We start from the raw sequence: 22503 nt of genomic DNA, 5'->3' as shown, positions 1-22503 counted from the left end.
ATGAGGCACCTTTTTTTGTGTTTACATTAAAAGAACTCCCCGGCAATTAGCCAGAGAGTCCTATATCTAACGTTTACCCGATCATTTCATCAAACAACAGCACGCGTGCGGGTGATGCATCGGTGTTTTGAATTTTTAGTGGTGCCGCCACCATGAAGTATTGGCCGGCTTTGATGTCCTTCAACTGAAGGCCTTCCATGATGATGACGCCGCTTCCCATCAGGCTGCGGTGAGTCGGGTGACCTTCCTGGGCCCGCTCGATTCCAAGGGCATCGATCCCGACGCCTGCAATCTTTTTCTCAGCAAGATATGCGGCAGCGTCTTCTGCTACATAGATGAAGTCAAAGTTGAATTCCGTATCCCATGAATTCTTTGTTTTGAAGAGGATGAAGTCATTCTCTTCAATCTCTAATCCTTCAATATCCTTCAGGCTGATTTTTTCATCGGCTTCCGTTACATCAAATACTTTAACAGGGCGAACGAGCTTCTCGATATCGATGGTTTCAATCGTTTCGCCGTCGTTGATCATGTGAAGGGGAGCGTCGACATGAGTCCCTGTATGAACATCAATGGAGAGTCTTGACTCCGTCACATGGCCGTTCGTATTTGTTTCAATCGTTGGTTGCTTTTCAGGTTTGTTTTTGTACACGGGCATCCCGTTAAAGATCGGGGCAGTTACGTCATAAATTTTCATTGGTTCCACACCTTTCTTAGCATTGGTCTACATCGAGGTTGGCAATCGGCCACCAGGAGAAGCCGTCTTTTGCAAGCAGGTTGTCAGCGGCTTTTGGTCCCATTGAACCTGCTTCATAGTTAGGGAATTCTCCGTCACGTGTATGTTCCCATACTTCAGAGATCTTGTCGACGAATGCCCAGGACAATTTCACTTCATCCCAATGGGTGAAGTTCGTGGCATCACCGCGAAGACAATCGAATAGAAGCTTTTCATATGCCTCAGGTGTGTTCATTCCATCCACGCTGTTGTTGGCAAAGTTCAGTTTTACTGGTGTCGTTTCGATATTCTGTCCGGATTTTTTCACATTCAGGTGCAGGGTGATCCCTTCTTCCGGCTGGATGTGAATAACCAGCAGGTTCGGTGCCAGTGGCTTGTCCGGGTTGTAATACAGGTTCATAGGGATATCTTTGAACTGGATGACAATTTTCGTTGACTTGGTCTCCATTCTTTTTCCGGTACGGATATAGAACGGGACACCTGCCCAACGGAAGTTATCAATCATCAATTTACCTGCTACATAGGTTTCCGTATTGGACTGATCATCGACGTTTTCAGCTTCGCGGTAACCAGGAAGTTCTTCATTTCCTGCTTTACCAGGACCGTATTGGCCTCTGACGAAGTAATCCTTGACTTCATCCTGTTCAAATGGACGAAGAGATCGCAACACGCGTACTTTTTCACTGCGGATTTCGTCCGTCGTCAATTTGATCGGGGGCTCCATGGCAAGTAATGCAACCATTTGAAGCAGATGGTTTTGAACCATATCGCGAAGGGCCCCGCTTTTTTCGTAATAACGGCCGCGGTCTTCCACACCAAGCTCTTCGGATGAAGTGACCTGGATATTGGAGATATAGCGGTTATTCCATAATGGTTCAAACATCGCATTGGAAAAACGGATGACTTCGATGTTCTGCACCATTTCTTTACCAAGATAGTGATCGATACGGTAAATTTGGTCTTCTGAGAATGATTCGCGGATCTGGCTGTTCAATTTTTCCGCTGAAGGCAGGTCGTGACCGAATGGTTTCTCAATCACAAGTCGCTGGAAGCCTTTTGTATCGGTTAAGCCTTGATTTTTCAACTGCTCTGTAATCGTTCCGAAGAATTCAGGAGCCATCGCCAAGTAGAAAACGCGATTGCCTTCTAATTCATATGTTTCATCGAGCTCATCGGATAAGTTCTTCAATGCTTTGTAAGAATCACTGTTAGACACATCATTCGGCTGATAATAGAAATGTGACACAAATTCATCGATGTTTTCATCGCTGCCTAACGCTTTATGTACCGATGTCTTTACGTGCTCCTGGAATTCTTCATTTGACCATTCGCGTCGTGCCACACCTACGACGGCAAATCGCTTTGAGATTTTTCCTTTACGGAACAAATGATAAAGGGACGGATATAGTTTTCTTTTCGCTAGATCACCTGTCGCTCCAAAAATCGTAATCAGAGATGTTGGTGTTGTTGGATTATTCAATGTCATGACCTCACTTTATCTTGTTGTAACCCTTATTTATGCGTTTCTTCTTATTTAATATCCTATACAATTACTTAATTTTAAAGACTTCTGTTTCATTTAGCAAATTATATGCTGAGGACGGAATGATGAAAACGTTTTATGTTTTGTGTAACCTTCTTCGTCATTATGTTGGCTTTAATTTTCATTCTTATGACTCATTTTCCGGGAAAGGGTAAAAAGCCGGGGATTATGCTAAAATGGAGACAGAATAGCTCATCTGAGGAGTGATGACAGTGGAATTATTATTTCTGGGTACGGGTGCAGGGGTACCGGCCAAGCTCCGCAATGTGACCAGTGTCGCTTTGAAATTACTTGAGGAACGTGGGGCAGTTTGGCTATTTGATTGTGGGGAAGCGACCCAGCATCAAATTTTACATACAAGCTTGAAACCAAGAAGGATCGAAAAGATTTTCATTACCCATCTGCATGGTGATCACATATACGGGCTGCCGGGGTTACTCGGGAGCCGTTCCTTCCAAGGAGGGGAAACAAAACTGACGGTATATGGTCCTAAGGGGATCAAAGAGTTTATCGAGGTTTCCCTCTCAGTTAGCAGGACCCACCTTCAATATCCCCTTGAAGTGGTGGAAATCAAGGAAGGGGTCATCTTTCAAGATGAAGGGTTCAGTGTAGAAGCCAGGGGACTCGACCATGCTCTTCCTACTTTCGGCTATCGTGTACTTGAAAAAGATAAGCCAGGTGTCCTTCAAGTGGATCAATTACGTGAAAGGGGCGTTCAACCAGGGCCCCTCTATAAGAAATTAAAATCAGGTGAAACGGTTCGTCTGGAAGACGGGAGGGAGATTGAAGGAAAGGATTTTCTCGGACCTTCGATTCCTGGACGGGTGGTCACGATCCTTGGAGATACAAGGTTTTGTTCCAATGCGGTGGACCTTTCTAAGGATGCAGATGTCCTGGTTCATGAAGCGACCTTTAACCGGGATCAAGAAGAGATGGCCCGGGAGTATTATCATTCCACGACAAAGCAGGCTGGAGAGACCGCTCTTCTAGCCGGGGCCCGACGCCTTTTCCTGACCCATATTTCTTCCCGCTATGCAAAGGAGTCATGGGAAGAATTGGAGAAGGAAGCAAGGGACGTCTTCCCGGAAAGCTATATGGCAAGGGATTTCATGGAGTACGTCATACCTTTAAAGAAATAGGGTGGGAATAATGAAGGAAATCTATATCGTACGTCACGCGAAAGCGGAAGGACAGCCCTTTCATGCACCGTTAACGGAGGAGGGGAAACGTCAGGCACGTCAATTAGCGTCATTTTTAGAAAATCGATCCATTCAAGCGATTTATTCAAGCCCTTTCATCAGGGCACTGGACACCATCGCTCCTTTTGCTGAACGCTCCGGCCTCTCCATACGGGAGGACGACAGGCTGGAAGAAAGGGTGCTGAGCGATCAGGATCTTCCTGATTGGATGGAAAAGTTGAAGAGGAGTTTTGAGGATTTTTCTCTCTCATTACCTGGTGGAGAATCCAATCAAATGGCGATGGAACGGGCAAGGTCCTTCATCGATGAAGTGATGGGAAAAGAAGAGGAACACATTGTCTGTGTGAGTCATGGTAATTTAACGACGCTCATCCTCAGGTTATTTGATGAAAGCTATGGCTACAATGAACTGTTCGCTCTATCCAATCCCGACGTCTATATCGTCGGGCTGGAAGGAGACCTCCCTTCTGTACAGCGTGTTTGGGAGTAGGGAATGCCGTTTAAACAGAAAAAGGGGAATCGAGATGAATTCATTTACATTTGAACATATTTATAATCCGGGGCATATTATAGCCGAAAACGCTCTTTATCGACATATTCATTATCCGGAAATGCTGACGCGGTATGATAGTAACTTTCTAGCATTTAAGAAACAGCCGACACTTGAAGAATTTATTGAAGCCGCCCGTTCTTTACGGGAATTCCATCAGGCAAAAGGCCAGAAGCATGTAAAGTTTCTTCTTCCTCAAGATCACAAACCTTCGCAAGAACTAATGGATTATTGTAAACAAGAGGGATATGACGTCGGATTCAATGAACTTTATTCCATTGCACCAAATCAGTTCCCATCGATGGATGTGAATCCTGATATTGAGGTCAAGGAAGTGGGCAAGGAAGAACTCCAAGATTATCTTTCTTTTCAGTATGAGCAGGATATGGACTATGGTCGGGATTTTGCCGACCAAAAGGTGGATATGCATAAGCGGAATTTTGAAAATTCCCGTATCATGCAGCTTCTGGCTTTCTATAAAGGGGCGCCGGCCGGATCCGTGGATGTGATCATCGAAGAAGATTCAGCGGAAATAGACGGATTGATGGTTCACGAATCGTTTCAAAAGAAAGGGATCGGAAGCAGACTGCAGCGGTTTGTCATGGAACGGTTCCCTGACAAGTTTATCATTCTGGTGGCGGACGGGGAAGATACGCCAAGACGGATGTACCAAAAGCAGAATTACCGTTGTCTAGGGTTCAGATATGAAGTACAGAAGGTGTATGAATAAATAAAACAAGAGGGTGGACTTCTGGTCCCCCCTCTTGTTTTTCGTATTTTTTATTTCCAGCCGCGCTCATACTGTTTAGGTGCTTCGATTTCAACACCGAGTTCTTTGGCCGCTGTTCTTGGCCAGTAAGGGTCCCGAAGCAGTTCCCGTGCAAGGAGGACGAGGTCCGCCCGGTCATTTTGCAGGATTTCTTCCGCCTGGATGCCTGTTGTAATCAGTCCGACAGCTCCCGTGTCAATGCCTGCCCCGTTCTTGATGGTCTCGGCAAGCTTCACCTGATAGCCGGGGAATACCGGGATGCGTGCAGGTACAAGGGCGCCGGAGCTTACATCGATCAAATCGACGCCTTGCTCTTTCATCCATTGTGCAAATACGACATAGTCTTCGACGTTCAAGCCTTCTTCGTTATAATCTTTGGCAGATACCCTCACAAGGAGTGGTCCGTCCCATACTTGTTGAATCCCTTCAATGATTTCACGGAGGAACCGGTAGCGGTTTTCTGCCGATCCACCATATTCATCGTTTCGTTTATTGGACAGGGGGGAGAGGAACTCATTGATGAGATATCCGTGGGCTCCGTGAATCTCAATCACATCAAAGCCTGCTTTCTTCGCTCTTTCAGCCCCCTTGATGAATGCCGTGATGGTTTCTTTTATATCATCCGCTGTCATTTCAACGGGGGTTTTCATATCATCATTGAATGGAATGGCAGATGGAGCGAGGATGTCTCCTTCAAGGACCGCTTTTCTTCCGGCATGGGCTAGCTGGATGCCGGTCTTTGCCCCCTGCTCCTTCATCAGATCCACCAACTCTTTTAAGCCTTCGATATGTTCGTCATCCCAGATTCCTAAATCCTGTGGGGAGATTCTTCCCTGTGGTGTAACCGCTGTTGCTTCCAGGATGATGAGTCCGACTCCGCCGACAGCACGGCTCGTGTAGTGGGTGCGATGCCAGTTTTCGACTTTTCCATCTTCATGGTGGGAAGAGTACATGCACATGGGTGCCATGACGATTCGGTTCTTTATTTCAACATTTTTTAACGAATATGGTTCGAATAGCTTTGCGTTCATTTCCAATCACCTTTCCATGAGGAATTTATTTCGGGTTTCTAAACAGTAATTCATCATGAGTATATCAACAACACTTTTGCCGGAAAAGGAATGTGCTCTATTTTCTCTTCTTCCTTAGCTCTTTCAAAGAACTTCTTTTTTGCTTTGATGGTATCACTGAAACGGGATCCCCGCGAACCATGATCGGCTGTAGGTTTATTTTTTTAAAGAATTCTCCTTTAATTCATGTCCGAGTGTTTGAGAGCGGTTATTTGCGGAAGAAATGCACTGGAAAAAGGCATCCCTAACTTGATGGTCCTCAAGCGCAGCGATTCCCGCTTCGGTCGTTCCACCTGCACTGGTAACATTCCTTCTTAATTCCCATGCTTCCAATCCGGATTCCGAAAGCATGGCGCTTGCCCCGGCGATCGTCTGGGTAACAAGGCTTTCAGCGAGGTCCTCTTCCAGTCCCAATTCTACTGCAGCATGTTTCAGTATTTCGGCTACGTAATAGATATAAGCAGGTCCGCTCCCTGATAGAGCCGTGATCAGGTCCAATTTCTCTTCTTCTACCTCCGTTGCTATGCCGACAGACTGAAATAGTGTTTTCGTCCATTCCTTCTGGGAGGGTGAGAGATACTGATTAAAAGCTACCGCCGTTGCTGACTTCCCCATGGCTGCACTTGTATTCGGCATGGCTCTCGCGATGGCTCCCTTAAAGTCCAGCCTGTCGCTTATATGCTCCATGGTGATGCCTGCCAGTACAGAGATGATCAGCGTATTCTTGGAAAGGTAGGGTCTGACAGAATCTGCTGCTTCATGAAAGTCCTTTGGTTTCATGGCGAGGATGATGACATCATATCGTGACGCCCGGTTTACCTTTCGGATACAGAATTCATGCATGATTTTATTTAAACGCTCGTGATTGGCACGATTGGTTACATATACTTCTTCATTATTCAATACTCCCGCTTTCAATGCGCCGCTTATTAAAGCATGAGCCATCGACCCTGCTCCGATAAATAATGTCTTCATTCGCTCATTCCCCCTTCTGTTTTTGAAAAAAACAGACCCTTTCATCCATAAAGGACGAAAGGGTCTCGCTTCCGTGGTACCACCTTGTTTTGTCCATTTTCCACGAAGAAGATGAACACACTCCAATTCCATTAACGCTGGACGACGTTCTGTTTTAAGACGCTCAAAAGGCAGGTTCACAAATAGAGAGGACGACGGTGCCTTTCAGCCGGTGGGCACTGATCTCTGACATCTTCTATTCATTACTAGTCTTTCTCATCGCTTTATTCTATATCATTATGTAATGGGTGATGAATGGATTAAATCTATATTATAGGTGATTATCGTAGAAATACAGCTTATCTGTCAAGGGATTATTTTTAGTATATTCACACTTTTTAAAAATGACATCATGCTGAAAAAAATGTACACTAGGTAATGAAGGATCATTCATTTTCTGGAAATGAGTGACAAAACGGGAAGATACCATGTTGGCTTTCCCTTTTTATTATGAAGAATGTGGTGAAAATATGACAACTTTAGTGAATGATATCGCAAAAATCACACTCTCCACCCCTTTTGCCGTAGGAGATGTGAATGTTTATTTAGTCAAGGGGGATGCCTTGACCCTGGTAGATGCAGGCCCTCTTACAGATACGGCCTGGACGCAGCTGACTGAACAATTGTCCCTTTTAGGGTATACACCTCAGGATATCGAACAAATCGTCCTGACCCATCATCATCCCGATCACGCAGGCCTGCTTGATCGTTTCTCATCCGACGTCACAGTATATGGTCACACGTATAATCGATTCTGGCTCAAGCGTGATGATCACTTCCATGAAGAGTATGACCGTTTCTTCACGAAGCTTGCCATGGAATCAGGGCTGCCTGAAGAGTATCTCCCGGCCATCCCCAAGTTCAAGAGTCCATTGAAATTCATGGGGGACCGACAGCTGGATGTGGCGATAGCAGAAGGGGATAGCGTTCCCGGAATGGGAGGGTGGTCGGTCATTGAAACCCTTGGTCACGCCCAGAGTCACTTATCCTTTTATAGGGAACGTGATGGCGTTCTGATAGCGGGCGACCACATTCTCGCCACTATTTCTCCCAACCCCCTCATTGAACCGCCATTTGAAGGGGAGATGGAGCGTACAAAGCCATTGCTGCAGTATAATGCTTCATTGAAAAAACTTTTTGATTTTCCAATTTCCCTTGCCTACACAGGACATGGAGACAACGTTACGGATGTTCATGGGTTGATTCCGAGGAGATTAGGGAAACAGGAAGAAAGAGCAAGAGATGTATTCGGCATGATTAAAGGAAACCGCGTGACCGTATTTGAGATATGCAAGAGGTTATTTCCCTCCGTGTATCGGAAGGAGCTCGGTTTGACATTGTTCGAGACCATCGGGCAATTGGATTATTTGGAATCCAATCAATCTATACGGAAAGAAAAGCATGAAGGAATCTATTATTATTTTGCTTAGGAAGATGTGACTGACATGAACAGTAGAATCAAAGGGAAAACGATTATCATTACCGGTGCCTCGGGAGGAATCGGGGAGCAAATGGCCATAAAGGTTGCGGAGAATGGCGGGAACCTTGCGTTGATTGCACGCCGTGTCCATCTGCTTCAAGCATTGAAGGAAAAGCTGACAACAAAATTCAACTGTAAGGTGGAAGTATATCCTTTAAACGTAACGGATTATGATCAAATCCCCCGCGTTTTCACTACCATCAGGAAGGACTTTGGATCGATCCATGCCTTGATCAATAACGCAGGTTATGGAATCTTCCAGGAAGCACACGTTACTTCCTTTCAAGATGTAAAAGGGATGATGGATGTGAATGTTCTTGGACTGATGGCATGTACAGGGGAAGTCCTTCCTTATATGCGCGAACAGGGATTTGGCCACATCATCAATATCGCATCTCAGGCAGGGAAGTTTGCCACTCCGAAATCAAGTGCCTATTCCGCTTCCAAGCATGCTGTCCTTGGGTATACGAACAGTGTAAGGATGGAAGCGAAACGATACGGGGTGAAGGTGACGGCGGTGAACCCCGGACCAATCGCCACAGACTTCTTCTCCATTGCCGATGAAACCGGCACGTATGTGAAGAATGTGGAGAAGTTCATGCTTGATCCTGCATTCGTCGCGGAGACGGTAGTGGATTCACTTTTTACCAATAAAAGAGAAATCAACCTGCCCCGATGGATGAATATAGGAAGTAAGTTCTATCAATTATTCCCATCTTTTGTCGAAAAAGTGGGAAATAACCTTTTTTTCAAAAAATAGTGAAACCAAATAGTACCATCGATCGTCTAATCTAATAAGGGGGGAGTCTATGAAGAAATGTTTGAGTGTTATGATACTTTGTTCCTGTATACTATTCACTGGCTGCGGGCCGTCGACATCGGTCAATTCATCTCAGGGCAGCACAAATTTCATAGGCTTTGTCACCCAATTGGAAAACAATCAGGTGCTGATCAATGATGTTTGGTTTTCTTTCACTCAACAAACTGTCATGTTGACAGATCATGATAAAAAACTTCATAAAGAAGATATAGAGATGGGTAAAAAAGTGAATGTAATCTTTAATGGGGAGATGAAGGAATCCTATCCCAGGAGAGCTTCGGCGGACCAACTGGTATTTCTGACAGACAAAGAAAGCAAAATCGAAGAGACTGTCGTGAAATTAGTCATGAGCGATCCCCGGTTTTCACAGGTGGTCATCCAATCCATCGAAAAAAATCCCACCGGCCTCTATTCGTTACGATTCAAAGATCTTTCCCTCGACCGTGATGTCCATGTAATGGTGAATGTGGAGAATGAAAGGGTCATTGTTCCGATACATACTTCTACCAAATAAGAAAGCGTTGATTTCACCTCAACGCTTTCTTTTCTTTTTTTGAGATTATACGGGACGGAAGAAGGGTATGCATCAGAGAGTGAGAAATATTTTACGTTTTTCCAGACGAAACGGGTAGAATTTTTGTTTCAGAGGAAAACTATGATTATTGTCGGAAAAAGGATGTGGATGTATGATAGGGATTCTTTTAGCCCTGATCCCCGCGGTCGCGTGGGGAAGTCTTGTGTTTGTAAGTGTAAAACTTGGAGGGAATGCTTACAGTCAAACGGTTGGGATCACGGTTGGTTCACTGCTGTTTGCGATTGGCGTCTTCTTCATCAAGTCCCCTGAGTTAACGTTATTTGTCTGGGGCATCGGGTTTATTTCCGGCGTCTTTTGGGCTGTCGGGCAAGTGAACCAGCTGGCAAGTGTTAAATTCATCGGCGTTTCGAAAACCGTGCCGATCTCAACGGGGATGCAGCTGATCGGAACGACGCTCTTTGGTGTTCTGGTATTTAAAGAATGGAAGGCGACTGAAACGATTCTCCTTGGAAGCGGGGCGGTTCTGGCTCTTATCATCGGTGTCGTTCTCACCTCATTCACACAGAAGTCCGAAGGGGATGAAGGCTCTCAATTGAAAAAAGGTCTGTTGACGCTGCTCCTTTCCAGTTGTGGATACATAGCTTATGTCGTCATATTAAGATGGTTTGATATTGACGGATGGGAAGCGATTTTACCACAGGCAATCGGTATGTTCATCGGAGCCGTTGTCATCACATTCAGGCATAAGCCATTTAACAAATACACGGTTCGAAATATTTTAACCGGACTTATGTGGGCATCCGGGAATCTCGGATTGCTCCTTGCCCTGCCCCGGATCGGTGTGGCGACAAGCTTCTCCCTGTCCCAAACGGGAATCGTCATTTCCACTCTCGGTGGTTTGTTCTTCTTAGGGGAAAAGAAATCGAAAAAGCAGATCCTCCTCGTCATTGCAGGGTGTGTCCTGATCATCATCGGCGGGGTTCTATTGGGCTTTACGAAAGATTAAGGAGGAATTGAACATGTATACAGATTTAACGGATAAGGTTGTCATCATCACGGGTGCCGCTACTGGTATAGGTAAGGCGATTGCTAAACGGTTTGCCTCTGAAGGCTGTAAAGTGGTCATTAATTATTTCAAAGAAGAAGAAAACCCTGAAGGACTGGTAAAGGAAATCGAAGAAGCAGGTGGGACTGCCTCCATCATTCAAGGGGATGTGTCAAAAGAAGAGGATGTCCAGGAGTTTGTCCGATTTGCTCATGAGACGTATGGCCGTCTGGATATCTACGTAAATAATGCAGGAATCGAAAATGAGGTTCCGTCTGAAAACCTGCCGATTGAAGATTGGCAAAGGGTCATCAACACCAACTTGACAGGTACATTCCTCGGATGCCGAGAAGCGGCGAAGTACATGCTCGAACATCACATCAAGGGATCGATCATCAATGTATCGTCTGTCCATGAAATTATCCCGTGGCCTCACTTCGCTCATTATGCAGCCAGTAAAGGAGGAGTGAAACTGCTGATGGAAAGCCTGGCGCTGGAGTTTGCACCAGATGGGATACGCGTGAACAATATTGCTCCAGGAGCCATTGATACACCGATCAATGCCGAGAAATTTTCCGATCCGGAAAAGAAAAAGGGAGTGGAGAAACTCATTCCCCTCGGCTACATCGGAGAACCTGAACAGGTCGCTTCCTGCGCCGTATTTCTAGCCTCTGATCAGGCAAGCTACGTCACGGGTACGACGCTCATCGCCGATGGGGGCATGACGAAATACCCGGGATTCCAAGCTGGAAAAGGTTGATGTATGAAAGGATAAGTCCAAAATCAAAAAAATGATTTTGGACTTATTTTTTTTACTCTGATTTTGCTGTACGTCACCCTTTGTGCCAATCATCGTATGCTTGTCGCCTCTGCCCAAGCCGCCTCCGCTTTTCTTGATGTCCAGCTCCGGCGTCTAGAGGCTCGAGGTCATAAGTCAAACCTGCCAAAAAGGCAAAGGGCGCCTTTCCGGCAGGTTCGTCTTATGCTTGTCGCCTCTGTCCAAGCCGCCTCCGCTTTTCTTGTTATTTTCTCTATTACCATTTATTTAAGTTGAAAGGGAACGTATATTCGGTTAGAATCATAGATATACTGTACAAGAACGTTTGTTCTGTTTTTAGGTAGGATGGAGGATGAGGATATGACTGTCGATTACAGTGTGCTGCCACACCACAAGATTTTGTGCATCGATATGAAGAGCTTTTATGCTAGCTGTTCGGCTGTCATGGAAGGGCTGGATCCCCTTGAATGTCACTTGGCTGTAGTGGGGGATAAAAGTCGGCAGGGAAGCATCGTCCTGGCGGCCTCACCCAGGATGAAGAAGGATTTTGGAATCAAAACGGGTTCGAGGATGTTTGAAATTCCAAACGACCCGAGAATCCAGCTTGTAGAGCCGAAAATGGCGACGTATGTCCGGATCTCCACGGAGCTGACCCGCCTGTTTCATCGTTATGTGCCAAAGGATGCCATCCACACGTACAGCGTGGACGAAAGCTTCATCAAGATTGATGGGGCGACGGGTCTCTGGGGGGACGCGGCCACCATCGCCGGCAAAATCAAAGACGATATGGAAAGGGAATTCCAGCTTCCCTGTGCCATCGGAATCGGCCCTAATATGCTCTTATCCAAGCTGTGCCTGGATCTTGACGCTAAGAAAAAGGGAATCGCCGAGTGGACCTATGAAGACGTCCCCGAAAAGCTGTGGCCTCTCTCGCCGCTGCGCGAAATGTGGGGGATTGGAGGACGTCTTGAGAAGACCCTCAATCGCATGGGCATCTTCTCCATCGGGCAATTGGCGAAGTATGACCTGGAAAAGCTTGAGGCGAAGTTCGGTGTGATGGGGAACCAGCTTTATTACCATGCATGGGGGGTGGACCTCTCCGAAATAGGGGCACCGATCATGGATGGGCAGGTCAGCTTCGGCAAGGGTCAGATCCTGCTGCGGGATTATAAGGAGAGAAAGGAAATCAAACGCGTCATTTTAGAAATGTGCGAAGAGGTCGCGAGACGTGCCCGGACCCATCGCAAGGCCGGGCGGACCGTGAGCTTCGGAATCGGCTACAGCCACGAAGAATTCGGAGGGGGATTCCACCGGTCGCGAACGATGGAAGAACCGACCAATATCACCATGGATCTGTACCGGGTGTGCCTGGAACTATTCGAAGAGAACTACAATGGGAAAACCGTACGGAAAATTAATATCGCCCTTTCGAATATTGTAGAGGACGGAGCGCTGCAGGTTTCCCTGTTCGAACCTGACCGGTGGGAGAAACGGGAACTCGGGTATGTAGTGGACCACATCCGGAATAAATATGGTTCAGGCGCCCTTCTCCGCGCCATCTCCTACACTGAAGCGGGAACGGCAAGGCATCGGGCCCGTCTGCTCGGCGGACATAAATCATAATGAATAACAGGAGGTGAAGAGAATTGATCCGGGATCGAGGAAGAATCAAATGGACATCCATGATGCTCCCCGAGCACGTGAAGCTCCTGAGGGATTGGGCAAAGGAAGATACACACGAAAAGAGGATCGAACTGGATGAACAGGAGCTCGACAGGATGAATGAAGTCGTGGCTGAAGCGATGGAGTTTGGTAGAATGGTATCGATCACCCATTATGCGAAGCACCGTCATCAATTATCAATCGGAACCGTTCATCATGTCGACCCATTGGACGGGAAACTGCACGTCGTAGACAGGTTCGAAGACGTACACTATATTCCACTGGCAAGCGTTGTGGATATTCGCTTTTTCGACTGATTTCCAAATGAAAAGAGAGACTTCGGGTGAAGTCTCTCTTTTCGTTCCATTTACTCTTCGTCCAATACCTTTTCTGCACGAACACATGATTCAAATTTCCCTTTGTGAGAAGCGTCGCAAAACGGCATGTTGGTTGATAGACCGCAGCGGCAAAGAGTAAACACTTGTTTCGTTGGAAATACATTTCCATCAGCATCGATCAGTTCCACATCGCCGCTTACGCGAAAAGAACCGTTATCATTCACTTTAATTTGAGCTTTTGTCATGAAAACCCACCCTTTCTAGAAAATACAAAAGAATCCCCACTATCGATAGTAAGATGAAAAGAGTAAAAAAGCAATATTCTAAAAGGAACAAATGAAATGTGGTAGGATAAAGGACAGAGGAGGTCGTCAAATGAAAATCCAACTAACGAACGAAGCAATCCAAAAGATCGAGGATAAAATAGAAAACAAACAAGGTCACCTGAAACTAAAATATGATACAGAAGGCTGCGGCTGTGTGGTGAGTGGCATTCCTACCCTGTGGTTTGTCCATCACCCTGTGGAGGGGGAAGATATCAAGATCGACACGAACAGTTATCCAATCCTAGTAGAAAAATCAAAGATGGTCTTTCTTGACGAAGAGCTGAAAATCGATTTTTCTTCCCAAAGCAATACATTCCAATTAAAAAGCCCCGCTCAAATCATCAATGGGAGAATGAACTTTTTGATGTACCCTGAGGAATAGAACACAAAAGCTCCGGTGCATGCCGGAGCTTTTATGTTCTTAAAACCAAAAATACGCCCAAAATATAACCATGAAACCGAAAAACGAAAAAAGGAGAGTTCCTGTAAAAAACGGGGAGCGGACCGGCTTGAAAATCCGTATCGGAGAAGAGAGCCCGAATTTTTTCAAAAACAACAAGTCTGTATTCATATTGAAATGAGCATGGTAGGGGATCACCCAGATGACAAATAGGAAGACGGTGCAAGAAATGAACAGGGCATCCAAAAAAGCCAGGTGGAAAAAGGAATAGACAGAAAGAAGAAAAAGAATTTCAATGAAAAGGGTAAGGGAGAAGAGGAAGAGCTGCTGACGAAAGGCGGTTAATTTGACAATGAAATAGTCCTCAAATCTTCCCCACAAAAAAGCGAAGAGGGCGATAAGCGCGATCCCTCCAAAGATATTCCCGAAGGCCAATGCAATCTCTCTCATAAAATCCACCCCATGTAAAAAACTAGTTATATAAATATTAACATATAATTCCAGTTTATTGGGTAATTAATGGAGATTATCCATTAATCACCCAACAGCTCTTCAAACATCCCCGCCAAAGAAACCCCGGTTTTCCATCCATCCAGTCCACTCTCTACAGACCAGCAAGCAGACAGAATTGAATGACAAAATCCATACTGAAGCAATCGCTCATAAGAGAGGGAAAGCAGGGACGCGATTGTCTCAGTTCTATATCGGAGGAGCTCTAACGGCGCATCCCATTTCTCCCATTCATTCAACATAAACTGGATGCAGTCATATTCCCGCTCTCCGATAAGCCCCTTAGGGTCAATGGCGGTCCAACCGGAAGAAGCGGAGTAGAGTATGTTTCCGTGATGAAGATCACCGTGAAGAAGATAGAGGTCTGTGGGCGTATTCAGCAACTCCGGATAAAGCGCTTCAGCTTTCACGACGAGCTCCGGAGGAATGGGACCGGTTCCTCCATTAAACCGTTCCCGTAACCTCCCGATTCCCTTTGACCAGCATTGAACCGTGGGATAAGAATGAGAACTGACAGGCTTATGCCAAAGTCCCTTGGCAATATGGGTGAAGATAGAGAGGACCTCTTCTTCATCCTCAATAGAGAGAAGGGAAGGTCCCGGCATGAGTCGATCTAAAAGGATCCAGCCTTCTTCCTTACTGCAGTCGAGCATCTTCACCATTCCCTTTCCCTGGAAATCCTGAAGCGCATGAAACTCATTGGAAAAATCATTGTTCGGATACCCGACCTTTAAAACGGCATTCTGTTCACGCCCGATCTGAACCGGCACTACAAAATTATAGCTTAATGAAAAAGGTTCACTGTAGGTTAAATCGAATCGCTTTTTAAATGAGTCCAGTAGACCTGCCAAGTGGGATAACCACTCTCGACCGGAATCGCCATACATGGTTTGCATTTTTAATTTGAAATCGGTTGGAATCATGAGATCTCTCCCTTGTCGGTTGGTACAAACTGCTCCAGAAAACGTTGGATTACTTCCTCATATTGTTCAGGGTTGTCATTGTATGACTGGGCATGGGTCCCGTGGAAATCGAGGAACAGCTTCTTTGGCCCCTGCTTTTTTTCGAAAAGATCCTTTGTCATTTGAGGCAGGATGAAGTCATCATTCTGGCTGTGGATAAATAACACAGGTTTCCGGATGTTTTGAACAACCGAAACAGGAGATAAATCCTTTAGTGTGTATCCTTGTCGCAGCTTCAGCATACCGTCCACGAGGGGAAGGAGGAACTTTGCCGGCATCTTCACTTCCGCACGCATACGATAGGCAAGCTGTTCACCGAAGTCAGAGAAGGGACAATCGGCAATATAAAAATCAGCGCGGTCCTCCACACTTCCTGCATAGAGGATCAAAGTCGCAGCTCCCATCGATTCGCCGTGGATTCCGAAGAATACATCGTCTCCTTCACGACGGATCAGTTCATCCACAACAGCCTTCAGATCAAATTTTTCAAAATACCCGTAGCTTGTCGTCTTACCACCGGATTCCCCGTGACGCCTGTGGTCATAAATCACGGCATTGAAACCCTGTTTGATGAACAGATTCATATATTTAATCGAATTCCATTTATTCTCCGTCACCCCATGGGAAAAAATCATAAATTTTTTATGAGGGTGGGGGTTCACGAAAACCGCCTTTATGTCATATCCGTACTGGGAAGGGATCATTACTTCTTCTTTAGGGAGGGAATCATATTCATCTTCGATCACACGGGTCGATTCCGTTTCACGTGAACGAATGAAGTCATCCCCTTTTTTTGGTAAATACATAAATCGATTGGTTATATAAACCCCAAGCAGCCCGATAGAAGAAAGGGTACCGCCCAGAATCGCAAGTTTTTTTCGCATATCATCACCTCAAGGAGCATCGTTTACACATATTGTAGCAAAAGAAGGAAAAAAGAGGAATTTTAAAAGCATAATAAAAAAGTGCCTCAAAAAGAGACACTTTTTTCACGGTGAATAAGAACTGACGCTTACGACTTGGCATTTTGTCCTTTAGCAGGATGAATGGCTTTATCCAGTTCTTCTTTCGCCATGGTGTTAGAAACCGTATCTGCATTCGGTTTGCCTTTTTGACTGAATCCTTTATCGCGTTTTTGGCTCATGTGACTCATCTCCTTAAAGGTTATCCCCTTTAGAATGCTCGGAGGAGAAAGGACATATGCACTACTGATTCAATTCATAAAGGCGATAATAACCGCTTTCCACAGGACGGCTGATATGAGGTTTCACGACGTCGATGGCAAGGGCGAGTTTCTCAAGGTCAACCCCTGTGGAAACCCCCATTTCCGCAAGCATATACACGACATCTTCAGTCGCAACATTCCCTGTTGCACCGGGGGCGAAAGGGCAGCCTCCGAGTCCACCTGCACTTGTGTCAAAGCGGTCGACTCCCGCTTCGAGCGACGCAAGGATATTAGCGAGCGCCATCTTACGGGTGTCATGGAAATGTGCCGTAAGCAGTGTGTCGGGTAATTCTTGTTTTAGTAATGAAAAGAGATGATAGGCTTCAGACGGATTGGCCCGTCCGACCGTATCGGCGACACTCAATTCATCCACACCTAATGAAACGAATTCCTGACAAAGGGAAAGAGTATCTTCAGGTAAGATCTTCCCTTCATATGGACAGTGGAAAGCGGTCGAAATGCAGGCTCTCACGAAATAGCCCTTTTCTTTCAGCTCCGCAATGAGAGGAGCCAGTCCTTTCATGGCTTCCTCAGTGGTTTTATTAATGTTTTTTTGATTGAAGGAATCGCTGACACCGACAAAGACGGCTACAGAACGGCATCCTGTTTCATATACCCGCTCGATCCCCCTTTTATTTGGTGCAAGAACGATATCTCGTGAATCCATTGTCATGCAGGCATCGACAATCTCACCGGCATCCTGCATTTGTGGAACCCATTTAGGGGAAACAAACGAAGTCAGCTCCATTTCTTTCACACCTGATTGTTTCAACCGATGGATAAATTCTTTTTTAACGTCCGTCGGAACAAAGTTCTTTTCATTTTGCAAGCCGTCTCTCGGACCTACTTCAATGATCGTGGCTTTTTTAGGTAAATTCATCATTTCACTCCTCCCTCTTTCATTTTAAGAAAATTTCGACATATAAATCAATATAAAAATTTTTTGACGAATTTAGAGGAATTTAACCGCTTACATAGAATGAGTTAAAGTGGAACTATTTTATAAGCTATGAATAGGCAAGCACATCAGTCAGAAGAGAAAGGGAGGAAGAACGATGTCGAATGAAGTTGTCATTGTGAGTGCAGTACGCACGGCCATCGGAAGCTTTAACGGATCTTTAAAAGGTATTTCCGCTCCGGAACTTGGAGCGATTGTCATTAAAGATGCCCTGGAGAAGGCTGGTTTAAGCGGGAATGATGTTGATGAAGTGATCATGGGGAATGTGTTGCAGGCAGGGTTGGGACAGAACCCGGCTCGTCAAGCATCCATCAAAGCTGGACTGCCTGAACAGGTACCGGCCATGACGATTAATAAAGTGTGTGGATCAGGATTAAAAACGGTTCATCTCGCAACGCAGGCAATCCTTTCCGGGGATGCAGATATCATCGTTGCAGGTGGAATGGAAAATATGAGTCAGGCTCCATATCTGCTGCAGGGAGCAAGAGAAGGATACAAAATGGGGGACCAGAAAGTCGTCGACAGCATGATATCAGACGGTTTATGGTGTGCCTTTAATGATTACCACATGGGTGTGACGGCAGAAAATCTATGTGACCGTTACTCTCTCTCACGGGAAGAACAGGACGAATTCGCTGCATGGAGTCAGCAAAAGGCAGCAGCAGCCATAGAATCCGGCCGATTTGATGATGAAATCGTCCCGGTTTCCATCCCGCAGCGAAAAGGGGATCCGGTTGTGTTCAAACAGGATGAATTCCCGCGTAAAGGGTCAACGGCCGAGAAGTTATCGGGACTTCGGGCTGCCTTCAAAAAAGATGGCTCTGTGACAGCCGGTAATGCATCGGGCATCAATGATGGGGCCGCTGCCGTTGTCGTCATGTCCAGGAAGAAAGCAGACGAACTTGGCATCACGCCTCTCGTGACGATCAAAGGGAACGCCAATGCAGGTGTAGATCCAAGCGTCATGGGAATCGGACCGGTTGCCGCCGTGAAAAAAGTATTGGAAAAAACGAAGATGACTATAGAAGACATGGAATTGATCGAAGCGAATGAAGCATTTGCCGCTCAATCATTGGCGGTGGATAAAGAACTTCAATTCAAAAAGGATGCCCTTAATGTAAACGGGGGAGCCATTGCACTTGGTCACCCGATTGGAGCCAGCGGTACACGGATCCTTGTGACACTAATCCATGAAATGAAGAAGAGAGGCGTCCAAAACGGACTCGCTACTCTTTGTATCGGTGGAGGTCAGGGAGTAGCAACAGTGGTTGAACTTCATAAATAAGGAATGGGAAAATCCAGATTCGAGGAGGGAATACAATGAAAGAAGTATACACTTCATATGACGAAGCGGTGGCAGACATTCACGATGGAGCAACATTGATGGTTGGAGGATTCGGTCTGTGCGGAATCCCTGAAAAACTCATTCTTGCCCTTGTGGAAAAAGGGGTGAAAAACCTGACCGTCATTTCAAATAACTGCGGGATAGACGATTGGGGCTTGGGTTTATTACTGAAGAATAAGCAGATTGATAAGATGATAGGTTCCTATGTTGGGGAAAACAAAGAATTTGAACGTCAGGTATTATCAGGTGAGCTTGAAGTGGAATTGGTTCCCCAAGGGACGCTTGCTGAGAAAATCCGAGCAGGTGGCGCAGGGATACCTGCATTCTACACGCCTGCTGGAGTCGGGACACCGGTAGCGGAAGGAAAAGAAACCCGCACATTTAACGGGAAAGAATATTTACTGGAAGAAGCCTTTACGGCGGATTTCTCACTTGTCCGGGCGTGGAAGGCCGATAAGATGGGGAATCTGATTTACAATAAAACGGCACAGAACTTTAACCCGATGATTGCAGCGGCGGGGAAAGTGACGATCGCCGAAGTAGAAGAACTTGTTGAAATCGGGGACATCAACCCGAATGAAGTGCATACACCAAGCATCTATGTGCAGCGTCTGATACAGGCCGAGCAGGAAAAACGGATTGAAAGAAGAACAATGAGACAAGCATAGAAGGGAGAGTGGAACGGGATGGATCGTGCCAAAATGCGTGAAAGAATTGCAAGAAGAGCGGAAAAGGAAATTGAAGATGGTTTCTATGTCAACTTAGGAATCGGAATGCCTACGCTGGTAGCCAACTACATTACAGAAAACAAACAGGTTGTCCTTCAATCTGAAAATGGTTTACTCGGAATCGGACCATATCCGGATGAAAATGAAGTCGATGCCGACCTCATCAATGCCGGAAAAGAGACCGTTACAGCGATTCCGGGCTCCTCTTACTTTGACAGCTCGGAGTCATTCGGAATGATCCGCGGAGGGCATATCAACATCGCCATCCTTGGTGGAATGGAAGTAGCCGAAAACGGGGACCTTGCCAACTGGATGATCCCGGGAAAAATGATCAAAGGGATGGGCGGAGCGATGGATCTTGTTCACGGAGCCCAGCGCATCATCGTCATCATGGAACATGTCAATAAGGCTGGTGAAAGCAAGATCCTGAAAGAATGCACCCTTCCTCTGACAGGAAAAGGCGTCGTTGACCGCATCATCACGGATCGCGCCGTGATGGACGTCACGGAAGAAGGATTACTGCTTCGCGAAGTAGCGAACGGCTTCTCTGTGGAGGATATCCAATCATCCACGGATGCGACGTTGATCGTCGGGGACGACGTAGTACTCGAAGCCTATTGATGGAGAAAGCCGGTTAGAAGGGGAGAGAACCTCTTTTGACCGGCTTTTTTTGAGCCTGCCTTTTGACTAAAGTGGAAAAAAGATTTATAACTATGACAGATAGGGGGAATCAGTACATGTCCAAGAAAAAGAAACAGGAAGCCGAATTGACGTTGAAAAATTCCATCAACGGGGACCTCTTCGAACAACTGAAGCAAAAGAAGGCAGAGCTTGAAAAAGTTGAGTCTGTGAAAAAGGAAGAAGAGCGCCTCCGGAAAATTGAAGAGAAAAAACAGCGTGAGAAGAATAAAAGTTTCGAAGAGCTGTTGAATGAAAGCAATTTGAATTGGAAGAACTACAAAGATTGAAGAGGGATGTGATAGTGGTACCCCATCAATCAGACTGGCAGGAGAAATTTGAAAAAGAAAAACGCAGTCTGAATAAGCTCCTTCCTGAGGCAACCATCCATCATATCGGTTCAACTTCCGTACCGGGCTTGGCTGCTAAACCAATCATAGACATAATGATAGAAGTACCAAGCTTAGAGAGCGTTGATGAACGTAGAGATCAATTCAGCCAACTGCATTTTGTGGGAAAGGGAGAGAATGGCATCCATAACCGCCGCTACTTCTATAAAGGAGAAGGGAATGAAAGAACCGTACATCTTCATATTTTTCCTTATGGAATCGATCATGTAGTCAGGCACTTGGCGTTTCGTGATTATTTGAGGGAATTTAACGGGGAAGCAAAACGGTATGGTGACCTGAAATCAATGCTTGCAAAGAAGTTCCCGCACGATATGGAGGGCTACATTCAAGGGAAGGATCAATTTGTGAAGACCCTTGAGAAAAAGGCGTTAAGCTGGTATGAAAAAAATAAGCGGGCAGGGAACCAATAAACCCTGACCCGCTTATTTTTGTGTCACTCAGTCCCTATGTTGATCATAACGTGATAATTTGGTTAACTGTTTTAACATGTCAAGCTCTTCGGAAGATAAAGATCCCGCATTCACAGCATCGATATTCTCCTGAAGCTGTTGAACGGAGCTTGCTCCCGGGATGACAGCACCCACCGAGTCATGAGCGAGAATATATTGCAGGGCAAGTTCGTTCATTGAACGGTTGTCCCCCAGTTTCCCATGGATAGACTTGAGTGTTTCTTCAAGCTCTTGATAAGAGTAGTCCAGATAGCCATCTTCCTTCATTTTCGCAGAAGCTTTGGAAAGCATTTTTTCAGAAAGAAGCCCTTTGGCCAAAGGTCCCCTGGCTACAATACTCACCTTATTTTCATCCAGCAGATCCCTCCACTCTTCCGGACGACGATCCAGTAAGCTGTACTGCATCATGACGCTATCAATGGAAGATGAACTTAGAAATCGCTTGATGACATTCGGGCGGATGGAAGAGATGCCGTAATAACGAATCAGTCCTTCCTTCTTCAAATCTTCAAACGCTTCGATTGTTTCTTCAAACTCATCTTCGATCGTCCCACCGTGAAGCTGGTAAAGATCGATATAGTCCACTTTCAAGCGTGAAAGGCTATCCTTAACGGCAGTCTTGATATAGGATTTGGAAGGATCCCAGCGCCAGCCGTCTTCCACGTCATCCCAACGGTTACCCACTTTTGTGGCCAGGATGATGTCGTCCCGGACATCACGAATGGCGTTGCCGACGATTTCTTCATTTTGCCCAAAGTCATATAAATCAGCAGTATCAAGATAATTGATTCCATTTTCTAAAGCGTGCTGCACAATTTCCTTCGCGGCGCTTTCTTCGGTTCCAAGGGACATACAGCCGAGTCCCATCTTTGAGACTAATAAATCAGAGTTTCCTATCCGTCTTTTTTCCATGGTATCCGTCCTTTCGACATTAGCACTCTCTATTATATTAACGAAAGTGAGGACGAATAAACAA

At 45.8% G+C, this 22503-nt stretch carries 26 protein-coding genes; 16 read left to right on the top strand and 10 right to left on the bottom strand.

Features of this window, described 5'->3' with window-relative positions:
* Window positions 1-73: 73 nt before the first annotated feature.
* Both AC0VXY_RS13765 and zwf read right to left on the bottom strand, forming a co-directional pair.
* Window positions 74-694 carry a cyclase family protein gene (locus AC0VXY_RS13765; RefSeq protein WP_475525545.1) on the bottom strand — a complete coding sequence of 207 codons (621 nt, stop codon included), beginning with the start codon at window positions 692-694 and terminating at the stop codon, window positions 74-76.
* Between the two features lie 16 nt (window positions 695-710).
* Window positions 711-2219, bottom strand: a complete 1509-nt coding sequence (zwf, locus tag AC0VXY_RS13760) for a glucose-6-phosphate dehydrogenase (RefSeq protein ID WP_475525544.1) — start codon at window positions 2217-2219, stop codon at window positions 711-713.
* Window positions 2220-2488: 269 nt separating this feature from the next.
* On the opposite strand from zwf, the gene rnz reads away from it, so the two are divergent.
* Genes rnz through AC0VXY_RS13745 form a run of 3 tightly spaced genes read left to right on the top strand, consistent with a single transcriptional unit; the run spans window position 2489 to window position 4755 of the window.
* Entirely contained in the window at window positions 2489-3415 is a 927-nt protein-coding gene (gene rnz / locus AC0VXY_RS13755; protein WP_435990223.1) for a ribonuclease Z, read from the top strand.
* Between the two features lie 10 nt (window positions 3416-3425).
* Window positions 3426-3965: a histidine phosphatase family protein gene (locus AC0VXY_RS13750; protein ID WP_475525543.1), complete on the top strand. Its 540-nt coding sequence runs from the start codon at window positions 3426-3428 to the stop codon at window positions 3963-3965.
* Window positions 3966-3999: 34 nt separating this feature from the next.
* Window positions 4000-4755, top strand: a complete 756-nt coding sequence (locus tag AC0VXY_RS13745) for a GNAT family N-acetyltransferase (RefSeq protein ID WP_475525542.1) — start codon at window positions 4000-4002, stop codon at window positions 4753-4755.
* Between the two features lie 50 nt (window positions 4756-4805).
* Here AC0VXY_RS13745 and namA read toward each other — a convergent pair whose 3' ends face one another.
* Together namA and proC are read right to left on the bottom strand one after the other, a co-directional pair.
* Complete coding sequence (namA, locus tag AC0VXY_RS13740) at window positions 4806-5825, bottom strand: NADPH dehydrogenase NamA (RefSeq protein ID WP_475525541.1); 1020 nt, start codon at window positions 5823-5825, stop codon at window positions 4806-4808.
* 195 nt (window positions 5826-6020) lie between these two features.
* Window positions 6021-6839, bottom strand: a complete 819-nt coding sequence (proC, locus tag AC0VXY_RS13735) for a pyrroline-5-carboxylate reductase (protein WP_435990227.1) — start codon at window positions 6837-6839, stop codon at window positions 6021-6023.
* Window positions 6840-7348: 509 nt separating this feature from the next.
* Here proC and AC0VXY_RS13730 point away from each other — a divergent pair.
* From AC0VXY_RS13730 to AC0VXY_RS13700, 7 genes are all read left to right on the top strand, one after another.
* Window positions 7349-8308 carry an MBL fold metallo-hydrolase gene (locus AC0VXY_RS13730; protein WP_475525540.1) on the top strand — a complete coding sequence of 320 codons (960 nt, stop codon included), beginning with the start codon at window positions 7349-7351 and terminating at the stop codon, window positions 8306-8308.
* Window positions 8309-8323: 15 nt separating this feature from the next.
* Window positions 8324-9118: an SDR family NAD(P)-dependent oxidoreductase gene (locus tag AC0VXY_RS13725; protein ID WP_435990229.1), complete on the top strand. Its 795-nt coding sequence runs from the start codon at window positions 8324-8326 to the stop codon at window positions 9116-9118.
* Window positions 9119-9167: 49 nt separating this feature from the next.
* Window positions 9168-9692 (top strand): DUF3221 domain-containing protein, encoded by a 525-nt coding sequence (locus tag AC0VXY_RS13720; RefSeq protein WP_475525539.1) that lies wholly within the window; start codon window positions 9168-9170, stop codon window positions 9690-9692.
* A 175-nt stretch (window positions 9693-9867) separates the two neighbouring features.
* Complete coding sequence (locus tag AC0VXY_RS13715) at window positions 9868-10719, top strand: GRP family sugar transporter (protein WP_435994473.1); 852 nt, start codon at window positions 9868-9870, stop codon at window positions 10717-10719.
* Between the two features lie 13 nt (window positions 10720-10732).
* Entirely contained in the window at window positions 10733-11518 is a 786-nt protein-coding gene (locus AC0VXY_RS13710) for a glucose-1-dehydrogenase (RefSeq protein WP_435990231.1), read from the top strand.
* Window positions 11519-11896: 378 nt separating this feature from the next.
* Window positions 11897-13159 (top strand): Y-family DNA polymerase, encoded by a 1263-nt coding sequence (locus tag AC0VXY_RS13705; RefSeq protein ID WP_475525538.1) that lies wholly within the window; start codon window positions 11897-11899, stop codon window positions 13157-13159.
* A gap of 23 nt (window positions 13160-13182) precedes the next feature.
* Window positions 13183-13515 (top strand): YolD-like family protein, encoded by a 333-nt coding sequence (locus AC0VXY_RS13700; protein WP_475525537.1) that lies wholly within the window; start codon window positions 13183-13185, stop codon window positions 13513-13515.
* A gap of 50 nt (window positions 13516-13565) precedes the next feature.
* Here the strand turns inward: AC0VXY_RS13700 and AC0VXY_RS13695 are convergent, their stop codons facing one another.
* Window positions 13566-13781, bottom strand: a complete 216-nt coding sequence (locus AC0VXY_RS13695; protein ID WP_034758155.1) for a CDGSH iron-sulfur domain-containing protein — start codon at window positions 13779-13781, stop codon at window positions 13566-13568.
* A 130-nt stretch (window positions 13782-13911) separates the two neighbouring features.
* On the opposite strand from AC0VXY_RS13695, the gene AC0VXY_RS13690 reads away from it, so the two are divergent.
* Window positions 13912-14244 carry an iron-sulfur cluster biosynthesis family protein gene (locus AC0VXY_RS13690; protein ID WP_336200136.1) on the top strand — a complete coding sequence of 111 codons (333 nt, stop codon included), beginning with the start codon at window positions 13912-13914 and terminating at the stop codon, window positions 14242-14244.
* A gap of 551 nt (window positions 14245-14795) precedes the next feature.
* Here AC0VXY_RS13690 and AC0VXY_RS13685 read toward each other — a convergent pair.
* From AC0VXY_RS13685 to AC0VXY_RS13670, 4 genes are all read right to left on the bottom strand, one after another.
* Window positions 14796-15668: an aminoglycoside phosphotransferase family protein gene (locus tag AC0VXY_RS13685; RefSeq protein WP_475525536.1), complete on the bottom strand. Its 873-nt coding sequence runs from the start codon at window positions 15666-15668 to the stop codon at window positions 14796-14798.
* Between the two features lie 23 nt (window positions 15669-15691).
* A complete protein-coding gene (locus AC0VXY_RS13680; protein WP_475525535.1) occupies window positions 15692-16618 on the bottom strand; it encodes an alpha/beta hydrolase in 927 nt (308 codons plus the stop codon).
* 128 nt (window positions 16619-16746) lie between these two features.
* Window positions 16747-16878, bottom strand: coding sequence for a hypothetical protein (locus AC0VXY_RS13675; RefSeq protein ID WP_258261711.1), 132 nt, complete (start codon window positions 16876-16878; stop codon window positions 16747-16749).
* Between the two features lie 61 nt (window positions 16879-16939).
* Window positions 16940-17839: a hydroxymethylglutaryl-CoA lyase gene (locus tag AC0VXY_RS13670; protein WP_435994475.1), complete on the bottom strand. Its 900-nt coding sequence runs from the start codon at window positions 17837-17839 to the stop codon at window positions 16940-16942.
* Between the two features lie 175 nt (window positions 17840-18014).
* Here AC0VXY_RS13670 and AC0VXY_RS13665 point away from each other — a divergent pair, with 175 nt between their 5' ends.
* From AC0VXY_RS13665 to AC0VXY_RS13645, 5 genes are all read left to right on the top strand, one after another.
* A complete protein-coding gene (locus tag AC0VXY_RS13665) occupies window positions 18015-19202 on the top strand; it encodes an acetyl-CoA C-acetyltransferase (protein ID WP_475525534.1) in 1188 nt (395 codons plus the stop codon).
* 35 nt (window positions 19203-19237) lie between these two features.
* Window positions 19238-19930: a CoA transferase subunit A gene (locus tag AC0VXY_RS13660; protein ID WP_475525533.1), complete on the top strand. Its 693-nt coding sequence runs from the start codon at window positions 19238-19240 to the stop codon at window positions 19928-19930.
* Window positions 19931-19948: 18 nt separating this feature from the next.
* On the top strand, window positions 19949-20611 hold the full coding sequence (locus AC0VXY_RS13655; RefSeq protein ID WP_435990240.1) for a CoA transferase subunit B: 663 nt from the start codon (window positions 19949-19951) through the stop codon (window positions 20609-20611).
* Window positions 20612-20727: 116 nt separating this feature from the next.
* Complete coding sequence (locus tag AC0VXY_RS13650) at window positions 20728-20958, top strand: YqkE family protein (protein WP_435990241.1); 231 nt, start codon at window positions 20728-20730, stop codon at window positions 20956-20958.
* Complete coding sequence (locus tag AC0VXY_RS13645; protein WP_475525532.1) at window positions 20937-21488, top strand: GrpB family protein; 552 nt, start codon at window positions 20937-20939, stop codon at window positions 21486-21488. The genes AC0VXY_RS13650 and AC0VXY_RS13645 overlap by 22 nt, the downstream gene beginning before the upstream one ends.
* Window positions 21489-21515: 27 nt before the next feature.
* Here AC0VXY_RS13645 and AC0VXY_RS13640 read toward each other — a convergent pair whose 3' ends face one another.
* Window positions 21516-22439 carry an aldo/keto reductase gene (locus tag AC0VXY_RS13640; RefSeq protein WP_435990243.1) on the bottom strand — a complete coding sequence of 308 codons (924 nt, stop codon included), beginning with the start codon at window positions 22437-22439 and terminating at the stop codon, window positions 21516-21518.
* Window positions 22440-22503: the final 64 nt, after the last annotated feature.

It is taken from the genome of Rossellomorea sp. QJM3NY_18 (assembly GCF_056173145.1).
The sequence above is the reverse complement of the archived record's forward strand: the minus strand, read 5'-3'. Positions and strand labels throughout refer to the sequence as shown.

Bases quoted from the DNA above. Each gene is read 5' to 3' on its own strand.
- AC0VXY_RS13720 (WP_475525539.1), top strand. From the start codon at position 9,168: ATGAAGAAATGTTTGAGTGTTATGATACTTTGTTCCTGTATACTATTC.
- AC0VXY_RS13650 (WP_435990241.1), top strand. From the start codon at position 20,728: ATGTCCAAGAAAAAGAAACAGGAAGCCGAATTGACGTTGAAAAATTCC.
- AC0VXY_RS13690 (WP_336200136.1), top strand. From the start codon at position 13,912: ATGAAAATCCAACTAACGAACGAAGCAATCCAAAAGATCGAGGATAAA.
- AC0VXY_RS13710 (WP_435990231.1), top strand. From the start codon at position 10,733: ATGTATACAGATTTAACGGATAAGGTTGTCATCATCACGGGTGCCGCT.
- zwf (WP_475525544.1), bottom strand. From the start codon at position 2,219: ATGACATTGAATAATCCAACAACACCAACATCTCTGATTACGATTTTT.
- AC0VXY_RS13765 (WP_475525545.1), bottom strand. From the start codon at position 694: ATGAAAATTTATGACGTAACTGCCCCGATCTTTAACGGGATGCCCGTG.
- AC0VXY_RS13745 (WP_475525542.1), top strand. From the start codon at position 4,000: ATGAATTCATTTACATTTGAACATATTTATAATCCGGGGCATATTATA.
- AC0VXY_RS13695 (WP_034758155.1), bottom strand. From the start codon at position 13,781: ATGACAAAAGCTCAAATTAAAGTGAATGATAACGGTTCTTTTCGCGTA.
- AC0VXY_RS13640 (WP_435990243.1), bottom strand. From the start codon at position 22,439: ATGGAAAAAAGACGGATAGGAAACTCTGATTTATTAGTCTCAAAGATG.
- AC0VXY_RS13680 (WP_475525535.1), bottom strand. From the start codon at position 16,618: ATGCGAAAAAAACTTGCGATTCTGGGCGGTACCCTTTCTTCTATCGGG.
- AC0VXY_RS13675 (WP_258261711.1), bottom strand. From the start codon at position 16,878: ATGAGCCAAAAACGCGATAAAGGATTCAGTCAAAAAGGCAAACCGAAT.
- AC0VXY_RS13665 (WP_475525534.1), top strand. From the start codon at position 18,015: ATGTCGAATGAAGTTGTCATTGTGAGTGCAGTACGCACGGCCATCGGA.
- AC0VXY_RS13660 (WP_475525533.1), top strand. From the start codon at position 19,238: ATGAAAGAAGTATACACTTCATATGACGAAGCGGTGGCAGACATTCAC.
- AC0VXY_RS13705 (WP_475525538.1), top strand. From the start codon at position 11,897: ATGACTGTCGATTACAGTGTGCTGCCACACCACAAGATTTTGTGCATC.
- AC0VXY_RS13730 (WP_475525540.1), top strand. From the start codon at position 7,349: ATGACAACTTTAGTGAATGATATCGCAAAAATCACACTCTCCACCCCT.
- namA (WP_475525541.1), bottom strand. From the start codon at position 5,825: ATGAACGCAAAGCTATTCGAACCATATTCGTTAAAAAATGTTGAAATA.
- AC0VXY_RS13655 (WP_435990240.1), top strand. From the start codon at position 19,949: ATGGATCGTGCCAAAATGCGTGAAAGAATTGCAAGAAGAGCGGAAAAG.
- AC0VXY_RS13670 (WP_435994475.1), bottom strand. From the start codon at position 17,839: ATGAATTTACCTAAAAAAGCCACGATCATTGAAGTAGGTCCGAGAGAC.
- AC0VXY_RS13750 (WP_475525543.1), top strand. From the start codon at position 3,426: ATGAAGGAAATCTATATCGTACGTCACGCGAAAGCGGAAGGACAGCCC.
- AC0VXY_RS13725 (WP_435990229.1), top strand. From the start codon at position 8,324: ATGAACAGTAGAATCAAAGGGAAAACGATTATCATTACCGGTGCCTCG.
- AC0VXY_RS13685 (WP_475525536.1), bottom strand. From the start codon at position 15,668: ATGCAAACCATGTATGGCGATTCCGGTCGAGAGTGGTTATCCCACTTG.
- proC (WP_435990227.1), bottom strand. From the start codon at position 6,839: ATGAAGACATTATTTATCGGAGCAGGGTCGATGGCTCATGCTTTAATA.